The organism is Pseudomonas fluorescens (assembly GCF_000968015.1).
Lineage (GTDB): Bacteria > Pseudomonadota > Gammaproteobacteria > Pseudomonadales > Pseudomonadaceae > Aquipseudomonas > Aquipseudomonas fluorescens_W.
Window position 1 is genome coordinate 49781 of the sequence record NZ_LACH01000073.1, and the last position, 15604, is coordinate 65384.

At 59.2% G+C, this 15604-nt stretch carries 13 protein-coding genes and 1 pseudogene; 11 read left to right on the plus strand and 3 right to left on the minus strand.

Annotated elements, in window-relative coordinates; all coding sequences use genetic code 11:
• Positions 1-148: 148 nt before the first annotated feature.
• Entirely contained in the window at positions 149-556 is a 408-nt protein-coding gene (locus tag VD17_RS28330; protein ID WP_259674604.1) for a carbohydrate-binding module family 20 domain-containing protein, read from the plus strand.
• Between the two features lie 123 nt (positions 557-679).
• On the opposite strand, the gene VD17_RS28335 is transcribed toward VD17_RS28330, so the two are convergent.
• Entirely contained in the window at positions 680-1564 is an 885-nt protein-coding gene (locus VD17_RS28335) for a LysR family transcriptional regulator (RefSeq protein WP_046056713.1), read from the minus strand.
• Between the two features lie 121 nt (positions 1565-1685).
• Between VD17_RS28335 and VD17_RS28340 the strand changes: the two genes are divergently transcribed.
• From VD17_RS28340 to lldD, 3 genes are all read left to right on the plus strand, one after another.
• A complete protein-coding gene (locus VD17_RS28340) occupies positions 1686-3335 on the plus strand; it encodes a GMC family oxidoreductase (protein ID WP_046056714.1) in 1650 nt (549 codons plus the stop codon).
• Positions 3336-3490: 155 nt separating this feature from the next.
• Positions 3491-5113, plus strand: a complete 1623-nt coding sequence (locus tag VD17_RS28345) for an MFS transporter (RefSeq protein ID WP_046056715.1) — start codon at positions 3491-3493, stop codon at positions 5111-5113.
• A gap of 201 nt (positions 5114-5314) precedes the next feature.
• A complete protein-coding gene (lldD, locus tag VD17_RS28350; protein WP_046056716.1) occupies positions 5315-6457 on the plus strand; it encodes an FMN-dependent L-lactate dehydrogenase LldD in 1143 nt (380 codons plus the stop codon).
• A 63-nt stretch (positions 6458-6520) separates the two neighbouring features.
• Here lldD and VD17_RS28355 read toward each other — a convergent pair whose 3' ends face one another.
• Positions 6521-6889 carry a DUF427 domain-containing protein gene (locus tag VD17_RS28355; RefSeq protein WP_046056717.1) on the minus strand — a complete coding sequence of 123 codons (369 nt, stop codon included), beginning with the start codon at positions 6887-6889 and terminating at the stop codon, positions 6521-6523.
• 346 nt (positions 6890-7235) lie between these two features.
• On the opposite strand from VD17_RS28355, the gene VD17_RS28360 reads away from it, so the two are divergent.
• The 6 genes from VD17_RS28360 (at position 7236) to VD17_RS28385 (ending at position 14071) form a co-directional block, all read left to right on the plus strand.
• Complete coding sequence (locus VD17_RS28360; protein WP_046056718.1) at positions 7236-9467, plus strand: C1 family peptidase; 2232 nt, start codon at positions 7236-7238, stop codon at positions 9465-9467.
• 118 nt (positions 9468-9585) lie between these two features.
• Entirely contained in the window at positions 9586-11535 is a 1950-nt protein-coding gene (locus VD17_RS28365) for a DNA topoisomerase III (RefSeq protein ID WP_046056719.1), read from the plus strand.
• 78 nt (positions 11536-11613) lie between these two features.
• Positions 11614-12243 (plus strand): glutathione S-transferase family protein, encoded by a 630-nt coding sequence (locus VD17_RS28370; protein WP_046056720.1) that lies wholly within the window; start codon positions 11614-11616, stop codon positions 12241-12243.
• Between the two features lie 48 nt (positions 12244-12291).
• The gene (locus VD17_RS28375; RefSeq protein WP_046056721.1) at positions 12292-12795 is read left to right on the plus strand and encodes a GNAT family N-acetyltransferase; all 504 of its coding nucleotides are present in this window, start codon (positions 12292-12294) and stop codon (positions 12793-12795) included.
• A gap of 520 nt (positions 12796-13315) precedes the next feature.
• Positions 13316-13645 carry a hypothetical protein gene (locus tag VD17_RS28380; RefSeq protein WP_033054455.1) on the plus strand — a complete coding sequence of 110 codons (330 nt, stop codon included), beginning with the start codon at positions 13316-13318 and terminating at the stop codon, positions 13643-13645.
• Positions 13646-13768: 123 nt separating this feature from the next.
• Entirely contained in the window at positions 13769-14071 is a 303-nt protein-coding gene (locus VD17_RS28385) for a hypothetical protein (protein WP_046056722.1), read from the plus strand.
• Here the strand turns inward: VD17_RS28385 and cynR are convergent.
• Entirely contained in the window at positions 14057-14962 is a 906-nt protein-coding gene (cynR, locus tag VD17_RS28390; RefSeq protein ID WP_046056723.1) for a transcriptional regulator CynR, read from the minus strand. The genes VD17_RS28385 and cynR overlap by 15 nt on opposite strands.
• A 124-nt stretch (positions 14963-15086) precedes the next feature.
• Between cynR and cynS the strand changes: the two are divergent.
• Positions 15087-15553: pseudogene (gene cynS / locus VD17_RS28395) on the plus strand (cyanase).
• Positions 15554-15604: the final 51 nt, after the last annotated feature.

Consider the following 15604-nt stretch of genomic DNA (forward strand, 5'->3'; position numbering starts at 1 on the left):
TACGCAGTCCAGCGCAAACAAGCTCGACGTTAATAAGCAACGATTGAAACTATCGCGAAGCGCTCTAATGAACTGTCAGTTCTAACAGGTCACTTTCAGATTGGCCGGGGCTAAGCTGCGCCCACTGGAATGAATTGAGGTGTTCATCATGTCTCGCAATCGTTACCTATTGCCGCTGGGCGTTTTCTTGTTGGTGATGCTGCCCGTGTTCCGCAACGCCCTAGGTGTCACGTGGCAGCCCTTAAAAGACCAAGTGGAATTTCAATGCGATAACAGCAACACGGTGCCGGGATACAGCGTGTATGTTGTCGGCAACCATCCGGCGTTAGGGAATTGGGATCCGGCCAAGGCCGTAAAGCTCGACCCTAAACCCGCCCCTAACAACTCTACATGGACCGGCAAGGTACTTTTCCCTGGCACGGACGACGGCAAAGATGTGGAATGGAAATGTATCGTGCGCAACGAGAACCTACCGACCGACGTGCAGAAGTGGCTGAACAATCCCAACAACATAGTTAAGTTGGTTTTCGCCACAAAGAGTGTCGGCACGTTCTGAGGTGAGAGTGAGCATTTGAGAAATGAGTCTGACGCTCTCCCAAGATCAAAAGATCGCAGCCTTCGGCAGCTCCTACGCCTATCCCTGCAGGAGCTGCCAAAGGCTGCGATCTTTTGATGTTTGTTATCCCAGCAACAACCCCTGCTCCGCCTCACACAGCCCCACCACGTAATCCCACAACACCCGCAACCGCACGGATTTGTGCAGCTCGCGCCGCGTGCTGATCCAATAACTGCGCTGAATGCTCTCATCCGGCAACAACGGCACCAGGCCGGGATCGGCGCTGGCCATGTAGCACGGCAGCACGGCGATCCCCAGGCCTGAGCGCGCGGCCTGTTGCTGGGCGATAACGCTGGTGCTGTGAAACACCACCTGCGGATTGCGGCAGAAGCTGTTGAGGAACATCAACTCCTGGCTGAACAGCAAGTCATCGACATAGCCGATCCAGGCGTGGCGAGCGAGGTCTTCGCGGCTGCGCAGCGGTGGCGAACGGTCGAGATACTCCTGGCTGGCGTACAGCGCCAATCGATAGTCAGTCAGTTTGCGCGTGACCAGCATGTCGGCGGCCGGGCGCTCCAGGTGGATGCTGATCTCGGCCTCGCGATTGAGGATGCTGACGAAGCGCGGCACTGCCACCAGTTCCACTTCCAGCCCCGGATAACGTTCGAACAGGCCGTTCATACGACTGGCGAGGAACATGATGCCCAAGCCTTCGGTCACGCCGACGCGGATCTTGCCCAGCGGCGCCGTGGACTGAGTGATTTCTTCCTGCGCCAGCAGCGCGACGTTTTCCATCGCTTCGGCATGTTTGAGCAACGCCTCGCCCGCCGGGGTCAGCTCATAACCCTGGGCATGCTGAACAAACAACGCCGTGCCGAGGCTCTTTTCGATGGCCTCGATGTGCCGGGCCACGGTGGCGTGGGTGGTGTTCAAACGGCGGGCAGCGGTGAGCAAACGCCCGCTGCGCTGCAACTCGAGAAAAAACCGCAGGTCATTCCAGTCGAACATGAACCGTCCTTGAGGTGGGGCTGTTTAAAAACGCACAGCGGCTGCGCAAAAACTAACATTCTTTTGACGAAAGCTAACAACTAGGATGACCTACAACAAGAACAACAATACGAGGTCACGGATGCAGACTTCCCTGGATGAATACGACTACATCGTGGTCGGTGCCGGCCCGGCCGGTTGTTTGCTGGCCAATCGGTTGTCGGCCGACCCGCAGAATCGCGTGTTGCTGCTCGAAGCCGGCGGCCGCGATAACTATGCGTGGATTCACATCCCCGTGGGTTACCTGTTCTGCATCGGCAACCCGCGCACCGACTGGTGCTTCAAGACCGAAGCGCAATCCGGCCTGCAAGGTCGCGCCCTGAGTTATCCCCGTGGCAAGGTGCTCGGCGGCTGTTCCTCGATCAACGGCATGATCTACATGCGCGGCCAGGCCGGCGACTACGACGGCTGGGCGGCGCAGGGCAATCCCGGCTGGAGCTGGAACGACGTGCTGCCGTTGTTCAAAAAGAGCGAAAACCATTTTGCTGGCGACTCGGAGTTTCACGGCGCCGCCGGGGAATGGCGGATCGAACGTCAGCGACTGTCATGGCCGATTCTCGATGCTTTCCGCAGCGCCGCCGAGCAAAGCGGCATCGCCAGCATCGATGACTTCAACCAGGGCGACAACGAAGGCTGCGGCTACTTCCAGGTCAACCAGAAAGCCGGTATTCGCTGGAACGCCGCCAAGGCGTTTCTCAAACCGATCCGCAACCGCCCCAACCTCACCGTGCTGACCGACGTCGAAGTCGACCGCGTGCTATTGGAAAACGGCCGTGCGTCAGCGGTCAGTGCGCGTTGGCAGGGTCAGGCGAAAACCTTCAAGGCGCGCAAGGAAATCGTGCTGTGCGCCGGTTCCGTCGGCTCACCGAGCATCCTGCAACGTTCCGGGATCGGCCCTCGCCCGCTGCTGCAACGATTGGGGATTGGCGTTGCCCATGAACTGCCCGGTGTGGGTGGCAATCTGCAGGATCACCTGCAACTGCGCCTGATCTACAAACTGGAAAACGCCCGCACGCTGAATCAAATAGCCGGCAGCCTGTGGGGCAAGATGGGCATGGGCCTGCGTTACCTGTATGACCGCAGCGGTCCTCTGTCCATGGCACCGAGTCAACTTGGAGCCTTCGCCCGTTCGGGGCCGGAGCAGACATCGGCGAATCTCGAGTACCACGTTCAGCCGCTGTCGCTGGAGCGTTTCGGCGAGCCATTGCATGCCTTCCCTGCTTTCACGGCGTCGGTGTGCGATCTGCGCCCGCAAAGCCGTGGTCGCATCGAGATTCGCTCCACCGATCCGCAGGAAGCGCCACTGATTCAGCCCAATTACTTGAGCCATCCAGAGGACTTGCGGGTGGCAGCAGACGCCATTCGCCTGACCCGCCGCATCGTCGCCGCACCGGCCCTGCAAGCATTCAAACCGGTCGAGTACTTGCCCGGCGACAGCTTGCAGAGCGAAGAGCAATTGCACGAAGCCGCCGCCCGCATCGGCACCACCATCTTCCATCCGGTCGGCACCTGCCGCATGGGTAACGACGCGGACGCCGTGGTCGATGCGCAACTCAAAGTTCACGGCATCCCAGGCCTGCGCATCGCCGACGCCTCGATCATGCCGCGCATCACCTCGGGCAACACTTGTTCGCCTACGCTGATGATTGCCGAAAAAGCTGCACAGCTGATGCTTACCGCTACTGTTGACACTACCCCTGTGGGAGCGAGCTTGCTCGCGATGACGGTGTGACATCCAACATCAGTGTTGACTGACACACCGCTATCGCGAGCAGGCTCACTCCTACAGGGGATCGCACTGAATTTACGGACGTTGAAAATTACCCGATGCAAGGAACACGCAATACCAGTGGAACAAAAAAAACAATCACTGTGAGGGATACCGATATGTCAGAACATGTGCAGCCTCTGGAAGCCGTGCGCAGCGCGGGCACCAGCAAGGAAACCCAGAAAGTCATCTTCGCCTCGTCACTCGGGACGGTCTTCGAGTGGTACGACTTTTTTCTCTATGGCGCCCTCGCGGCGGTGATCAGCAAACAGTTCTTCGCCGGGGTCAACGACACCACGGCGTTTATCTTCGCGCTGATGGCCTTCGCTGCCGGCTTCGTCGTGCGGCCGTTCGGCGCCTTGGTGTTTGGCCGGTTGGGGGACATGATCGGGCGTAAATACACGTTCCTTGCGACCATCATCCTCATGGGCCTGGCGACCTTCTGCGTCGGGTTGCTACCGACCTACTCGAGCATCGGCATTGCCGCGCCAATCATCCTCGTGGTGCTGCGCATGCTTCAGGGCCTGGCCCTGGGCGGTGAATACGGCGGCGCTGCGACCTATGTGGCCGAACACGCGCCGATGGGGAAACGCGGCTTCCACACCAGCTGGATTCAGTCCACTGCGACCCTAGGCTTGTTGCTGTCGCTGCTGGTGGTGCTCGGTTGCCGTTACTTCACCGGTGACCAGTTCGAAGTCTGGGGCTGGCGGATTCCGTTCCTGTTTTCGATCATTCTGCTGGGCATCTCGACCTGGATTCGCATGAGCCTGCACGAGTCGCCGGCGTTCGTGAAAATGAAAGAGGAAGGCAAGCTCTGCAAGTCGCCATTGCGCGATTCCTTCGGCAAATGGGAAAACCTGAAAGTCGTACTGATCGCCCTGTTCAGCATCAATGCCGGGCAAGCCGTGACCTTCTACGCGGCGCAGTTCTACGTGCTGTTCTTCCTCACCCAGTTCTTGAAAATGGACCCGGCGCTGGCCAACAGCTTGTTGATTGTCAGCGTGATCATCGGTGCACCGTTCTTCATTTTCTTCGGCTGGCTGTCGGATAAAGTCGGGCGCAAACCGGTGCTCATGATCGGCCTGCTGCTGGCGACTGCACTGTACTTCCCGATCTTCAAGTCCATCGCCCACTACGCCAACCCGGCCATCGACCAGGCGAGCCGTCAGGCACCGATCACCGTGCTGGCAGACCCCGCCACCTGCACCTTCCAGTTCGACCCGGTGGGCAAGGCGAAATTTGATAGCCCGTGCGACAAGGTCAAAACCTTCCTGGTGAAACAGGGCCTTCCCTACAACAGCGAAGCTCTTCCTGCCGGCAGCGCCGTGCAGGTGAGCGTCGGTGAAGTGAAACTCGATGGTTACGATGAAGCGGCCCTGCGTGGCGCGGTGACCCTGGCCGGGTATCCGTCAAAAGCCGACGTCCAGTTGATCAACAAACCGATGATCGTGGCGCTGATCGTCGCGCTGATCATCATTTCCGCCATGTGCTACGGCCCACTGGCAGCGCTGATGGTCGAACTGTTCCCGACCCGCATCCGCTACACCTCGATGTCCCTGCCGTACCACATCGGTAATGGCTGGTTCGGCGGTTTCCTGCCAACGGTGTCGTTTGCCTTGGTGGTGTACACCGGGGACATCTTCTACGGGCTGTGGTACCCGGTGCTGATTACCGGGGTGAGCCTGGTCGTCGGGATGATCTGTTTGCGTGAGACCAAGAACGTGGACCTGGATACCAACTGAGCTCACCACAATCTCTGTGGTGAGGGGATTTAGCGAAACGTCGCACCGCCCCGTTCGGTTGCGAAGCAGTCGTAAGTCCGGACAATTCGGTTTGTTTGGAAGGACGCTTGGGGCCGCTTCGCAGCCCAACGGGGATAAATCCCCTCACCACAGGTAAGCTCGACGACATCGGCAGCCCCGCCACTCACAGACCGAGGCACCATGATCATTTCATCCGCATCCGACTATCGCGAGGCAGCACGGCGCAAACTCCCGCGTTTTCTGTTTGATTACATTGATGGCGGGGCTTATGCAGAGCACACGCTACGGGCCAATAGCGCTGATCTGACCGGGATCAGCCTGCGTCAGCGCATTCTGAAAAACGTCGAAACCCTGAGCCTTGAAACCACCCTCTTCGATCAACCGCTTTCGATGCCGATCATCTTGGCCCCGGTCGGCCTGACGGGCATGTTCGCCCGTCGTGGTGAAGTGCAGGCGGTAAAAGCGGCGGACAACAAAGGCATCCCGCTTTGTCTATCAACGGTCTCGGTGTGTTCGATCGAGGAAGTCTCGGCACAAAGCCAACAGTCCATCTGGTTTCAGCTGTATGTGTTGAAGGACAGAGGCTTCATGAAAAATGCACTGGAGCGGGCGAAGGCCGCCGGTGTCAAAAACCTGGTGTTTACCGTGGACATGCCCACGCCCGGCGCCCGATACCGGGACGCACACTCGGGCATGTCAGGTCCTTTTGCATCATCGCGGCGAATGCTTCAGGCCATGACCAAACCCGACTGGGCATTCAACGTCGGCGTCATGGGGCGTCCACACGACCTGGGCAATATCTCGAAGTACCTTGGCAAAGCCGTCACGCTCGAAGACTACATGGGCTGGTTGGCCAACAACTTCGACCCTTCGATCAGCTGGAGTGACCTGGAGTGGATTCGTGAGTTCTGGAAAGGCCCGATGATCATCAAAGGCATTCTCGATCCTCAGGACGCCAGAGACGCGGTCAGCTTTGGCGCGGATGGCATTGTCGTGTCGAACCACGGCGGAAGACAGCTGGACGGCGTGCTCTCCACCACCAAGGCATTGCCGCCCATCATGCAAGCCATCGGCAATGATCTGACGGTGCTGGTCGACTCGGGAATCCGCTCGGGGCTTGATGTCGTACGGATGTTGGCGTTGGGCGCAAAAGGCGTATTGCTGGGACGTTCCATGGCCTATGCACTGGCCGCCGATGGTCAACGCGGGGTGGAGAATATGCTGGATATCTTCGCCAAGGAAATGCGCGTCGCCATGACTCTAACCGGGGTGACTTCGATCAGTCAGATTGATGAATCCACGCTGGTGGATGCTCTTCGATGAGCTGAACACCTGACCTTGAAACGCCGCACCAATACGCGGCGTTTTCGTTGACGAAGGCGGCCATCACTCGACGTCTTCGAGAAGCTCAAAGGTCACTTGATCGGGATAAAACGCCAAGTAGCCGCGAATCTGCTCTACCGACACTTTAGGGTCTTCATAGCTCCACACCGCGTTAGCGCCCTCATGTCCCGGGACTTGCAGGCTGAAATAGCTGGCGTCGCCCTTGTAGGGGCAATAACTCGTGTGGTCGGTGCGGGCAAAGTACTTTTCATCGATGTCTTCCCGCGGTACGTAATAAACCGGGGGATAGTTGGCCTCGAGCAACACCAGCGCCCGCGCGGACGCGGCCACCTGGAAACCGTGAAACTTTACAAGCAGGCAGCCCGGCTGCTCTGCGATGGTGATGACAGGAGTAGGACCGGAGGTTTTCATGGAATACGTTTCTCCTGACGCTGATGGACCTGTGAGAGCGAGGCTTGCCCGCGGTGGGCGGCGCAGCAGCCGCAAAACCTGAGACCACGACTTTCAGGTATAACCCAGATTTTGCGCTCACGACGGCTTCGCAGCCGAACGGGGCGGTGCGGCGTTCCGACAAGCGCCCTCGACGGCATCGTTAATGCCTGGTCCCTGCACGGCAAGGTCCATGCGTCCTGCCGCCGAATTGAATATTCGAAGTCGGCGAAACATCGTCTAGGATCAATAGCACCGTTGACATCCCTACTGCGCAGTCATGCAGTCGTGGCGTGGGGTTCGAGTCTCAGAACTTGAGGGTCCCCCCATGCCCGCCACGAAGTTTTCTCTCGATCAGAAAATTATCACCCTGGATGCCCGTCCCGATCGCCTCGACCTGCGCGATCGGATCTTCACCCCACGGGTCCAGTCACTGCCGCCCTCCTGGCCCGCCGACAAAGACATCGCCACCGAACTCTCGGCGTACCTGGGTAAAGGCCTGGTGCTATACCAAGGCAACGAAGGTGCATGCACAGGGTTCGGGCTGGCGGCAGTGGTCAACTATCTGTTGTGGCTGCGGGACCGGGCCTCCATCAAGACGAGCCCGCGCCAGCTTTATCATCTGGCCAAACTCTATGACGAATGGCCAGGCGAGGACTACACCGGTTCCAGTTGTCGCGGCGCGCTGAAGGGATGGCATAAGCACGGAGTCTGCGCGGAGGAACTGTGGCCCTATACCGTCAAGGCCGACGGATCGGTTCCGGCGTTTGAAGCACCCGCCGAGAATTGGGCAACAGACGCCGTGACCCGGCCGCTGGGGGTTTACTACCGCGTCGAGAAAGACGACATCACCGCCATGATGGCGGCGTTGTACGAAGCGGGTGCGCTTTACGTTTCCGCCAATGTGCATCAGGGCTGGGCACTGATGCAGCCCAAAGGCAAAAAACGTCCACCGGCGGTGTTTCAGAGCATGTCTCAACTGCCCGTGATCAAATGGCCGACAACCAGTCAGGGCGGTCACGCCTTTGCCTTGATCGGCTACACCGGTCAGGGGTTCATCGTGCAGAACTCCTGGTCCACCGACTGGGGATTCTCGGGCTTCGCCATCCTGACGTTCGAGGACTGGCTGGCCAATGGCACCGATGCCTGGACCGTGGCCCTCGGCGTGCCGATTGAACACGGTGCGTTATCGCACAACGCGCGGCCTTCACGTTCCCGGGCCGATGTTCAATCACCGTTTCGTAGCGCCCTGTCGAGCTCCAACGCCAAGCGTGAAGGTTTCTCGCTGTTCACCGCCGGCGCCCGCGATACCGGTCGCAAAGGGCTTCCCCTGTTGACCATGGATCAGGCGTATGGCCTGACCATCGTAATGGAAAACAACGGCAGCATTGGCCCCCGCCTCACCGACGTCGAAAACGTCCGCGCGGGCGTCAAGCGAATCGTCTACGAGGCGCCTCGCGCTTGGTACGACAAGCTGCCGGCGGCCAACAAACCCGCCGTGCTGCGCATCGCCATCATTGCCCACGGCGGGCTCAATTCCGAGCAGGACTCTATCAATCGAATTTGTGCGATGGCGCCCTACTTTCTTGAAAACGGCGTCTATCCCCTGTTTGTCACTTGGCGCACCGGGGCGCTGGAGACGTTTGCCGACATCGTCCAGGACGCCCTCCCAGGGCTGTTTCCCGGGGCGGGTGGCATCAGCGATGTGTTGAAGACCCTCAAGGACAAGGCCCTGGAAGGTTTTGATCGCACGGTGGAACTGGCGACCAAAAAACTCGGCGGCGATCAGTGGAGCCAGATGAAGCAGAACGCCGAAGCGGCCGCAGTCGCAGGCTTTACCCCGCGCGGGTTGGTGGAAATGGCGGAGAACCTGAAAAAACTGGTCGCTGACATGGGCAAGAAGAACGTCGAGCTTCATCTGATCGGTCATTCCGCGGGGTCCTTGATCAATGGCCACTTGGCTCAACTGCTGTGGGCCAGAGGCTTGGCCATCGAAACGTCGACGCTGATGGCCCCGGCCTGCACCCTCGATTTCGCCAACCAGACCTACCGAAAAGTCATCGAAGGTGGAGGCCTCAAGCGCAAGGACTTCCATATCTACATGATGTCCGACAGCCGCGAACAGGATGACAACGTCATCGGCGTGTACCACAAATCCCTGCTGTACCTCGTTTCCCGGGCCTATGAAGAACTGCAACGCATGCCGCTGCTGGGCATGGCCAAAAGCCTGGACAAGAACTTCCAGGACTTCAGCGATCCCGATCTGGCGGAGTGGAACATTGCCGCCAAAAACATGACCGAACAGTGGAACCAGTTTTACTGGGGAAAAACCATTCCGGCCGGTTTCGCCGCCACAGGCCGTGGGCTACCCGAAGAGTTTGCGAAAACCCTGCATATCTTTAACGATCCGAAAATGAACTACGGCGCGGGCACCAAAGCGGACACCTCCCACGGCGGGTTCGACAATGATGTGAACGTCATTACCGCAGCCTTGCTGACCATTCTCAGACGAGAGCCCGACGGGAAGCTGGACCAGCCGGTGGTTAACCTGAACTACTGAGGCATCTGCGCAATGAATCGCAACGCACCGACTGTACATCCATACAGATAAAGATTGCCCCATCGCTCATCAGCCGCCATTCTGTGCGCCTCTCGACAGTTGATGAGCGATGGTGGTTATGCGGCTGTACCTCTGTGAAAAACCTTCCCAGGCCAAAGACATTGCGGCCGTCCTCGGCGCCAGGCGTCGTGGCGACGGCTGCTGGCTGGGAACGGACGTCACGGTGACCTGGTGCATCGGCCATCTGCTGGAAACCGCGCCGCCGGACGCCTATGACGCGCGTTACAAGCGCTGGGTGCTGGCGGATCTGCCGATCATTCCAGAGAAATGGAAGATGACCGTCAAACCGCGCACGGCCAGCCAGTACAAAGCGGTCAAGCGGCTGCTTGGCGAGGCCACGGAACTGGTGATCGCCACCGACGCCGACCGTGAGGGCGAGATGATCGCCCGGGAACTGGTGGAGCATTGCCGTTATCGCGGGCCGATCCAGCGGCTATGGCTGTCGGCGCTGGACGATGCATCGATCCGCAAGGCGCTGGCAGCCCTGAAGCCGGGGGCCGAGACCTTCAGCCTTTACCATTCGGCACTCGGGCGGTCGCGGGCCGATTGGTTGATCGGGATGAACATGAGTCGGCTGTTCACGCTGTTGGGGCGTCAGTCCGGTTATCAGGGTGTATTGCCGGTCGGTCGGGTGCAAACGCCGACCCTGCGCCTGGTGGTGGATCGCGACCGCAGCATCGCCGATTTCGTGCCGGTCGCCTATTGGGCTATCGATGTGCAACTGCTGCACGACGGCACCACGTTCACCGCCCAGTGGCGTGCGGCCTCCGAGGTTTGCGACGATCAGGATCGCTGCCTGAATCAGGCGTTGGCGCAAAAGGCAGCGGCAGCCATTGGCAGTGCGGCGAGTGCCCGGGTAATCAAACTGCGTACCGAGCGGATGCGCGAAGTGGCACCCCTGCCCTTCGATCTGGGCACCTTGCAGGAAGTCTGCTCCAAGAAGCTGGGGCTTGGCGCCCAGGAAACCCTCGACATCGCCCAGGCCCTGTACGAAACCCACAAGGTCATCACCTATCCCCGCAGTGACTGCGGTTATCTGCCCGTGAGTCAGCACAGCGAAGCACCGGGCATTCTGGGCGCGCTGAGGCAGGCTGATCCGACGCTGAACGCCTTGAACGATTTCCTGGAGCCTCAGCGCCGCTCACGGGCCTGGAACGATGCCAAGGTCAGCGCTCACCACGGCATCATCCCCACGGCCGCCGCGAAAAACCTCGAGCGTCTGGTGGGCAAACAGCGGGCGGTCTACACACTCATCCGCGCGCGTTATCTGGCGCAGTTTCTGCCCAACCATGAATACGACCGGACCCAGGCCGACTTCGACTGCGCCGGCGAAGCCTTGCGTGCCGTCGGCAAGCAGATCGTCGAACCCGGCTGGAAACGCGCCCTGCCCGAGGCCCTCGCCCCGGCCAAGGGCCGCGAAGCACCGGCGCCGCAAACGCTGCCGGCATTGGCCGAAGGACGTGACTGTGCGGTGGCCGACGTCAAGCTCAAGGACCTCTGGACGCAACCACCCAAACCGTTCACCGAAGGCGATCTGATCAAGGCGATGAAGAACGTCGCCAAACTGGTGGAAGATCCCCTGCTCAAACAGAAACTCAAGGACACCACCGGCATTGGCACTGAAGCCACCCGCGCCTCGATCATCCAGGGCCTGCTCGACCGTGGTTATCTGATCAAGAACGGCAAGGCCCTGGCCGCCACCCCGGCCGCGTTCAGCCTGATCGATGCGGTGCCGCGTGCCATCGCCGACCCTGGGACCACGGCAATCTGGGAGCAGGCGCTGGACATGGTGCAGAGCGGCGAGATGAGCCTGGAAGAATTCGTCACCAAGCAAGCCGCTTGGATGAGCAAACAGGTCGCCCGTTGTGCCGGCCTCAGCCTGACCATCAGCGGACCGGCAAGCCCCGCCGGGCGCGGTGCCACGCCATGGAAAAACAAACGCAAACCCGCCAAACGCAAGCCCTCGACCGGCACTAAACGCGCGGCAAAGCCGGCGAGCAAGGCTTGAGGGCACTTCGAGCGGGCCAAAAGGGTCTAGTGTTCTTCAAGCCCAACGACAGCCCCATTTTCTGAAAAGGCATCGACCATGATTATCGTGCATCACCTGAACAACTCCCGTTCCCAGCGGATTCTCTGGTTGCTGGAAGAACTGGCCATCCCTTACGAGCTGAAATGCTATCAGCGCGACCCGAAGACCAACCTGGCACCGCCGGAACTGAAAGCTATCAATGCCCTGGGTAAATCACCGGTCATCGAAGACGGCGCGCAAAAGCTGATCGAGTCCTCCGCGATCATCGACTACCTGATTCGCCGCCATGGCGACGGTCGCCTGCAACCCGATCCGTCCACCCCTGCCTATGATGAATACGTGCAGTGGCTGCATTTCGCCGAAGGCTCGGCGATGTTGCCGCTGATGTTGAACCTGTACGTGGGGCGTCTCGGTGAGGCCGGCGCGCCGTTGCATCCGCGGATCAATTCGGAGGTGGCCAACTACCTGGGTTACCTCGATACCGCTCTGAGCCAGTCCGATTACCTGCTGGGCGATGCGTTCAGCGCCGCCGACATCCAGATGAGTTTTATCGGTGAGATCGCCAGAGCCCAAGGCAAGCTCGGCAACTATCCTCATATTGCGGCCTGGGTTGAACGCTTTCAGGCTCGCCCGGCCTATCAAGCCGCACTGAAAAAAGGCGGGAAATACGATTTCGCCCCCCACTGAGTGATCACGCCCGGGCCAGGGATGGCCTGCACCTCAGGAGCTAACAACATGCCCTTGATCGAACTGCACGCCGCCCAGCGCGACGAACTGGAAACGATTGAAAACCTGATGCAGTTCTATATGTACGACTTCAGCGAGTGGCTGCCGCTGAAGCTCGGTGAGCATGGCTTCTTCAACGCTCAGCCCAAACCGGGTTACTGGCGAAAACCCGCAACCAGGCCGTTTCTGATCAAGGTCGACGGTGAATTGGCCGGCTTCGTGACGGTGGATGATGAAACCCACCTTCACGGCGCCGAGTACAACATCGGCTACTTTTTTGTCAGTCGACGCTTTCGTGGCCAAGGCGTCGCGAAGTTTGTCGTTTCTACCCTCTTGAGCCGGTTCCCCGGTCAATGGCAAATTTTCCACCTCGACGCGAATCAGCCTGCGCGACGGTTCTGGGCCCGAGTCTTGGCCGATCTCTCCCATGGCGAGTTCACCCTGCATCAGCTGCCGGTAGACGGTTATCCCTGCACCGTTTACCGATTCCAGACGTCGTTGCCATCGTCCTGACTGGCGCTTTCCCATTCCGCTTTTTAATTCCAAACGACTTTGTCCGACAATATGTAGTGACCAAAAATAATCACTACAAAACCGTTGACGCCTCCGATTTGCCCTTGCATGATGCAGACGTCTCCCCGATCGGGAGTACAGGCAACACGTTTGAGCAAGCTCGTCTGACCGCCGAGCTGTTTTTCCCGGATACACGCTGCCCACAAGGCAGATTGAAGAAGCTGACCTGGCCTGAACGTCCAGTACAAGGACGAGAAGCGCTGGCGATCAATCCTCATGAAGCTTGTGGTCGACCCTGAAAACGTCGGCAGTGGCCTGAAGGTTTTCGCTGCTTCTCCTCGTTGTGACGCTATTGCGTAGCAGTTATTCAACACGACTACATGCAACAGACGCGGAACCCCGTCAATTTGGCGGCCGACCGCTGACGTCCTGGTTTCGGTGCCAGGGATCAACTAACCGATGGGCTACCTGTATTAGCGAATCAACTTTGAAAGATCACCAAATGGTCAAGGGGCTTACTATGAATCTGAACAATCAACCCACTATCGATGAACTGGCTCGTATCTTCGCTGCGCAAAAAGACAGCCATGACAGCCATATTCTGTGGATCAGCAAATCGGGCCAGGTGCATATCGACTGCCTGTCGACGCACGCTGATGAAGCGGAGTTCGACAAGAACAACCAGAACCTGCTGGCCCGACTGAAGATGTACCGTCGCGGCCAAGGCTATGTCGGCAAGAAAGCCGCCGCTGACAAGGACTTCATCGGTAATGTTCTGCAAACGCTGAAACAGGCGTGGGCCTCGATGCAGAACCAGAACGAAGTTCGAGTGATTGACCGGTTCTACTGATTCCTCCACACCCATCCATAAAAAGGCCCCGCTCGTCACATCGAGCGGGGCCTTTTTGTTTGTCTCGTACGCACCAAACAACGCTATTGTTAACCGTGTGCACTGGATCAATGGAGGTTTGTGATGAACATACAACTGACAGGCTTGCTGTTGCTCGTAATGGCCAGTGCTGCCCATGCAAACAGCATCATCGGCGTTCCGTTGTTCGATGCGGACTGCCCCGGCAAAATCATCGTCCACGCGGATCAGGACGGGCCGGTATTGATCAACAGCAAGGAAGCCGAGACCAAATCCATTGACGATCGCCGTTTCGAAGCCAAGGGTTCGGGCGTCGTCATCTCGATCCTCCTCGCCGATGACGACACGGTCACGGTGTCCTCCACGGGCAAGGCGCCTAATGGTGTGTGCCAATTAATAGAAGACTGATGCCGTCGGCTCTCCTCCCGCCGCCCCCAACACCAGTTCCATAAAAGCCACCGACGCGGCGCTGTGATAGTTGTTTTTACGTCGAAGCAGTGCGGCCCCTCGTTTGGGCGACTCCCCCAACAACGGGATTTTGCGCAACGCGCGGTCCTCGGTGGCAATGGGCTCCGGAAGGATGGTGGCGATGGCCGTGTGCCGAATGACTTCCAGCAAGGTGCTCACCGAGTTGACCTCGATCACCACCTTCGGCGTGATCTGCTCTTGGGCAAAGTACTCATCAATGCGGGTGCGGGTAACGAAGTCGGGGGCCAGCAGCGCAAACTCCAGCTGCGCAACCTCTTGCGCGGACAACCCGACCGGGCTTTCGTATAACGGGTGATCGCGTCCCACCATGACGCCCAACGTCTCGGTAAACGCCGGGATCGACTCGATGTCGGCATTTCTGACCTGGGTAAACGCGATGGCGATGTCCAGTGAGTCATCCACCAGCCCGGCCTCGATGTCATCCATCGACAGCTCGAAAATCTGCAGATGGATGTTCGGATACCGCGCCACGTAATCGCGCACCAGCGGCCCCACCAGGTACGCCATGAACGTTGGGGTCATGGCCAGCCGCAAGGTGCCGCGGGACAAGTCCTTCACGTCATGCAGTGCACGTTTACCCGCCTCCAGTTCCACCAGCACCCGACGAGCACATTCGATGTAGGCCTCGCCCGCATCGGTGGGCTTGACCGTGCGCGAGGTTCGGTCGAACAGGCTGACACCCAGGGTTTCTTCCAGTTGCCGGATCTGCTGGGACAGGGTCGGCTGTGAAACGTGAAGCGCCTCGGCGGCGCGGGTGAAACCGCCGTGATCGGCGACCGCCAGCAAATAACGCAAATGTCGGAGCAGCATGGGGAATCACCCTCTATAGGCTGTGCTTATGCGCTGCATTGTATATCGGTCTTGGACGCTATGGATCGATCAGCAGAAGATTGCTCCACACCCAAGCAACATCACTCCCGACAGGAGAAACACCATGCAACAGTCCCACGCTTACAACGACCCAAGCCTGGCCCTCACCACGTCGATCCTCGATGCAAAAGCGAGCAAAAACCTGTCCTGGCAGGACCTGACCGACGGCACCGGCCTCGGTCTGGCCTACGTCACTGCCGCCCTGCTCGGTCAGCACCCGCTGCCGGAAAGCGCCGCCAAAGTGATAGGCGAGAAACTGGACCTGGACGCCGACACCGTGGCCCGCCTGCAAATCATCCCATTGCGCGGCAGCCTCTCGGGTGTCCCGACCGACCCGACCATCTACCGCTTCTACGAAATGATCCAGATTTACGGCACTACCTTAAAGCCTTGGTTCATGAGCAATTCGGCGACGGCATCATCAGTGCGATCAACTTCAAGCTCGACATGAAGAAAGTCGAAGACCCGGAAGGCGGCTCCCGTGCGGTGATTACCCTCGACGGCAAGTTCCTGCCGCTGCGTCCTTTCTAAACGGATGCCAGCCCGCACCACGCTAAATCCGTAGATACCGTCTTGAACCTC

Bases quoted from the DNA above. Each gene is read 5' to 3' on its own strand.
- VD17_RS28330 (WP_259674604.1), top strand. From the start codon at position 149: ATGTCTCGCAATCGTTACCTATTGCCGCTGGGCGTTTTCTTGTTGGTG.
- VD17_RS28335 (WP_046056713.1), bottom strand. From the start codon at position 1,564: ATGTTCGACTGGAATGACCTGCGGTTTTTTCTCGAGTTGCAGCGCAGC.
- VD17_RS28340 (WP_046056714.1), top strand. From the start codon at position 1,686: ATGCAGACTTCCCTGGATGAATACGACTACATCGTGGTCGGTGCCGGC.
- VD17_RS28345 (WP_046056715.1), top strand. From the start codon at position 3,491: ATGTCAGAACATGTGCAGCCTCTGGAAGCCGTGCGCAGCGCGGGCACC.
- lldD (WP_046056716.1), top strand. From the start codon at position 5,315: ATGATCATTTCATCCGCATCCGACTATCGCGAGGCAGCACGGCGCAAA.
- VD17_RS28355 (WP_046056717.1), bottom strand. From the start codon at position 6,889: ATGAAAACCTCCGGTCCTACTCCTGTCATCACCATCGCAGAGCAGCCG.
- VD17_RS28360 (WP_046056718.1), top strand. From the start codon at position 7,236: ATGCCCGCCACGAAGTTTTCTCTCGATCAGAAAATTATCACCCTGGAT.
- VD17_RS28365 (WP_046056719.1), top strand. From the start codon at position 9,586: ATGCGGCTGTACCTCTGTGAAAAACCTTCCCAGGCCAAAGACATTGCG.
- VD17_RS28370 (WP_046056720.1), top strand. From the start codon at position 11,614: ATGATTATCGTGCATCACCTGAACAACTCCCGTTCCCAGCGGATTCTC.
- VD17_RS28375 (WP_046056721.1), top strand. From the start codon at position 12,292: ATGCCCTTGATCGAACTGCACGCCGCCCAGCGCGACGAACTGGAAACG.
- VD17_RS28380 (WP_033054455.1), top strand. From the start codon at position 13,316: ATGAATCTGAACAATCAACCCACTATCGATGAACTGGCTCGTATCTTC.
- VD17_RS28385 (WP_046056722.1), top strand. From the start codon at position 13,769: ATGAACATACAACTGACAGGCTTGCTGTTGCTCGTAATGGCCAGTGCT.
- cynR (WP_046056723.1), bottom strand. From the start codon at position 14,962: ATGCTGCTCCGACATTTGCGTTATTTGCTGGCGGTCGCCGATCACGGC.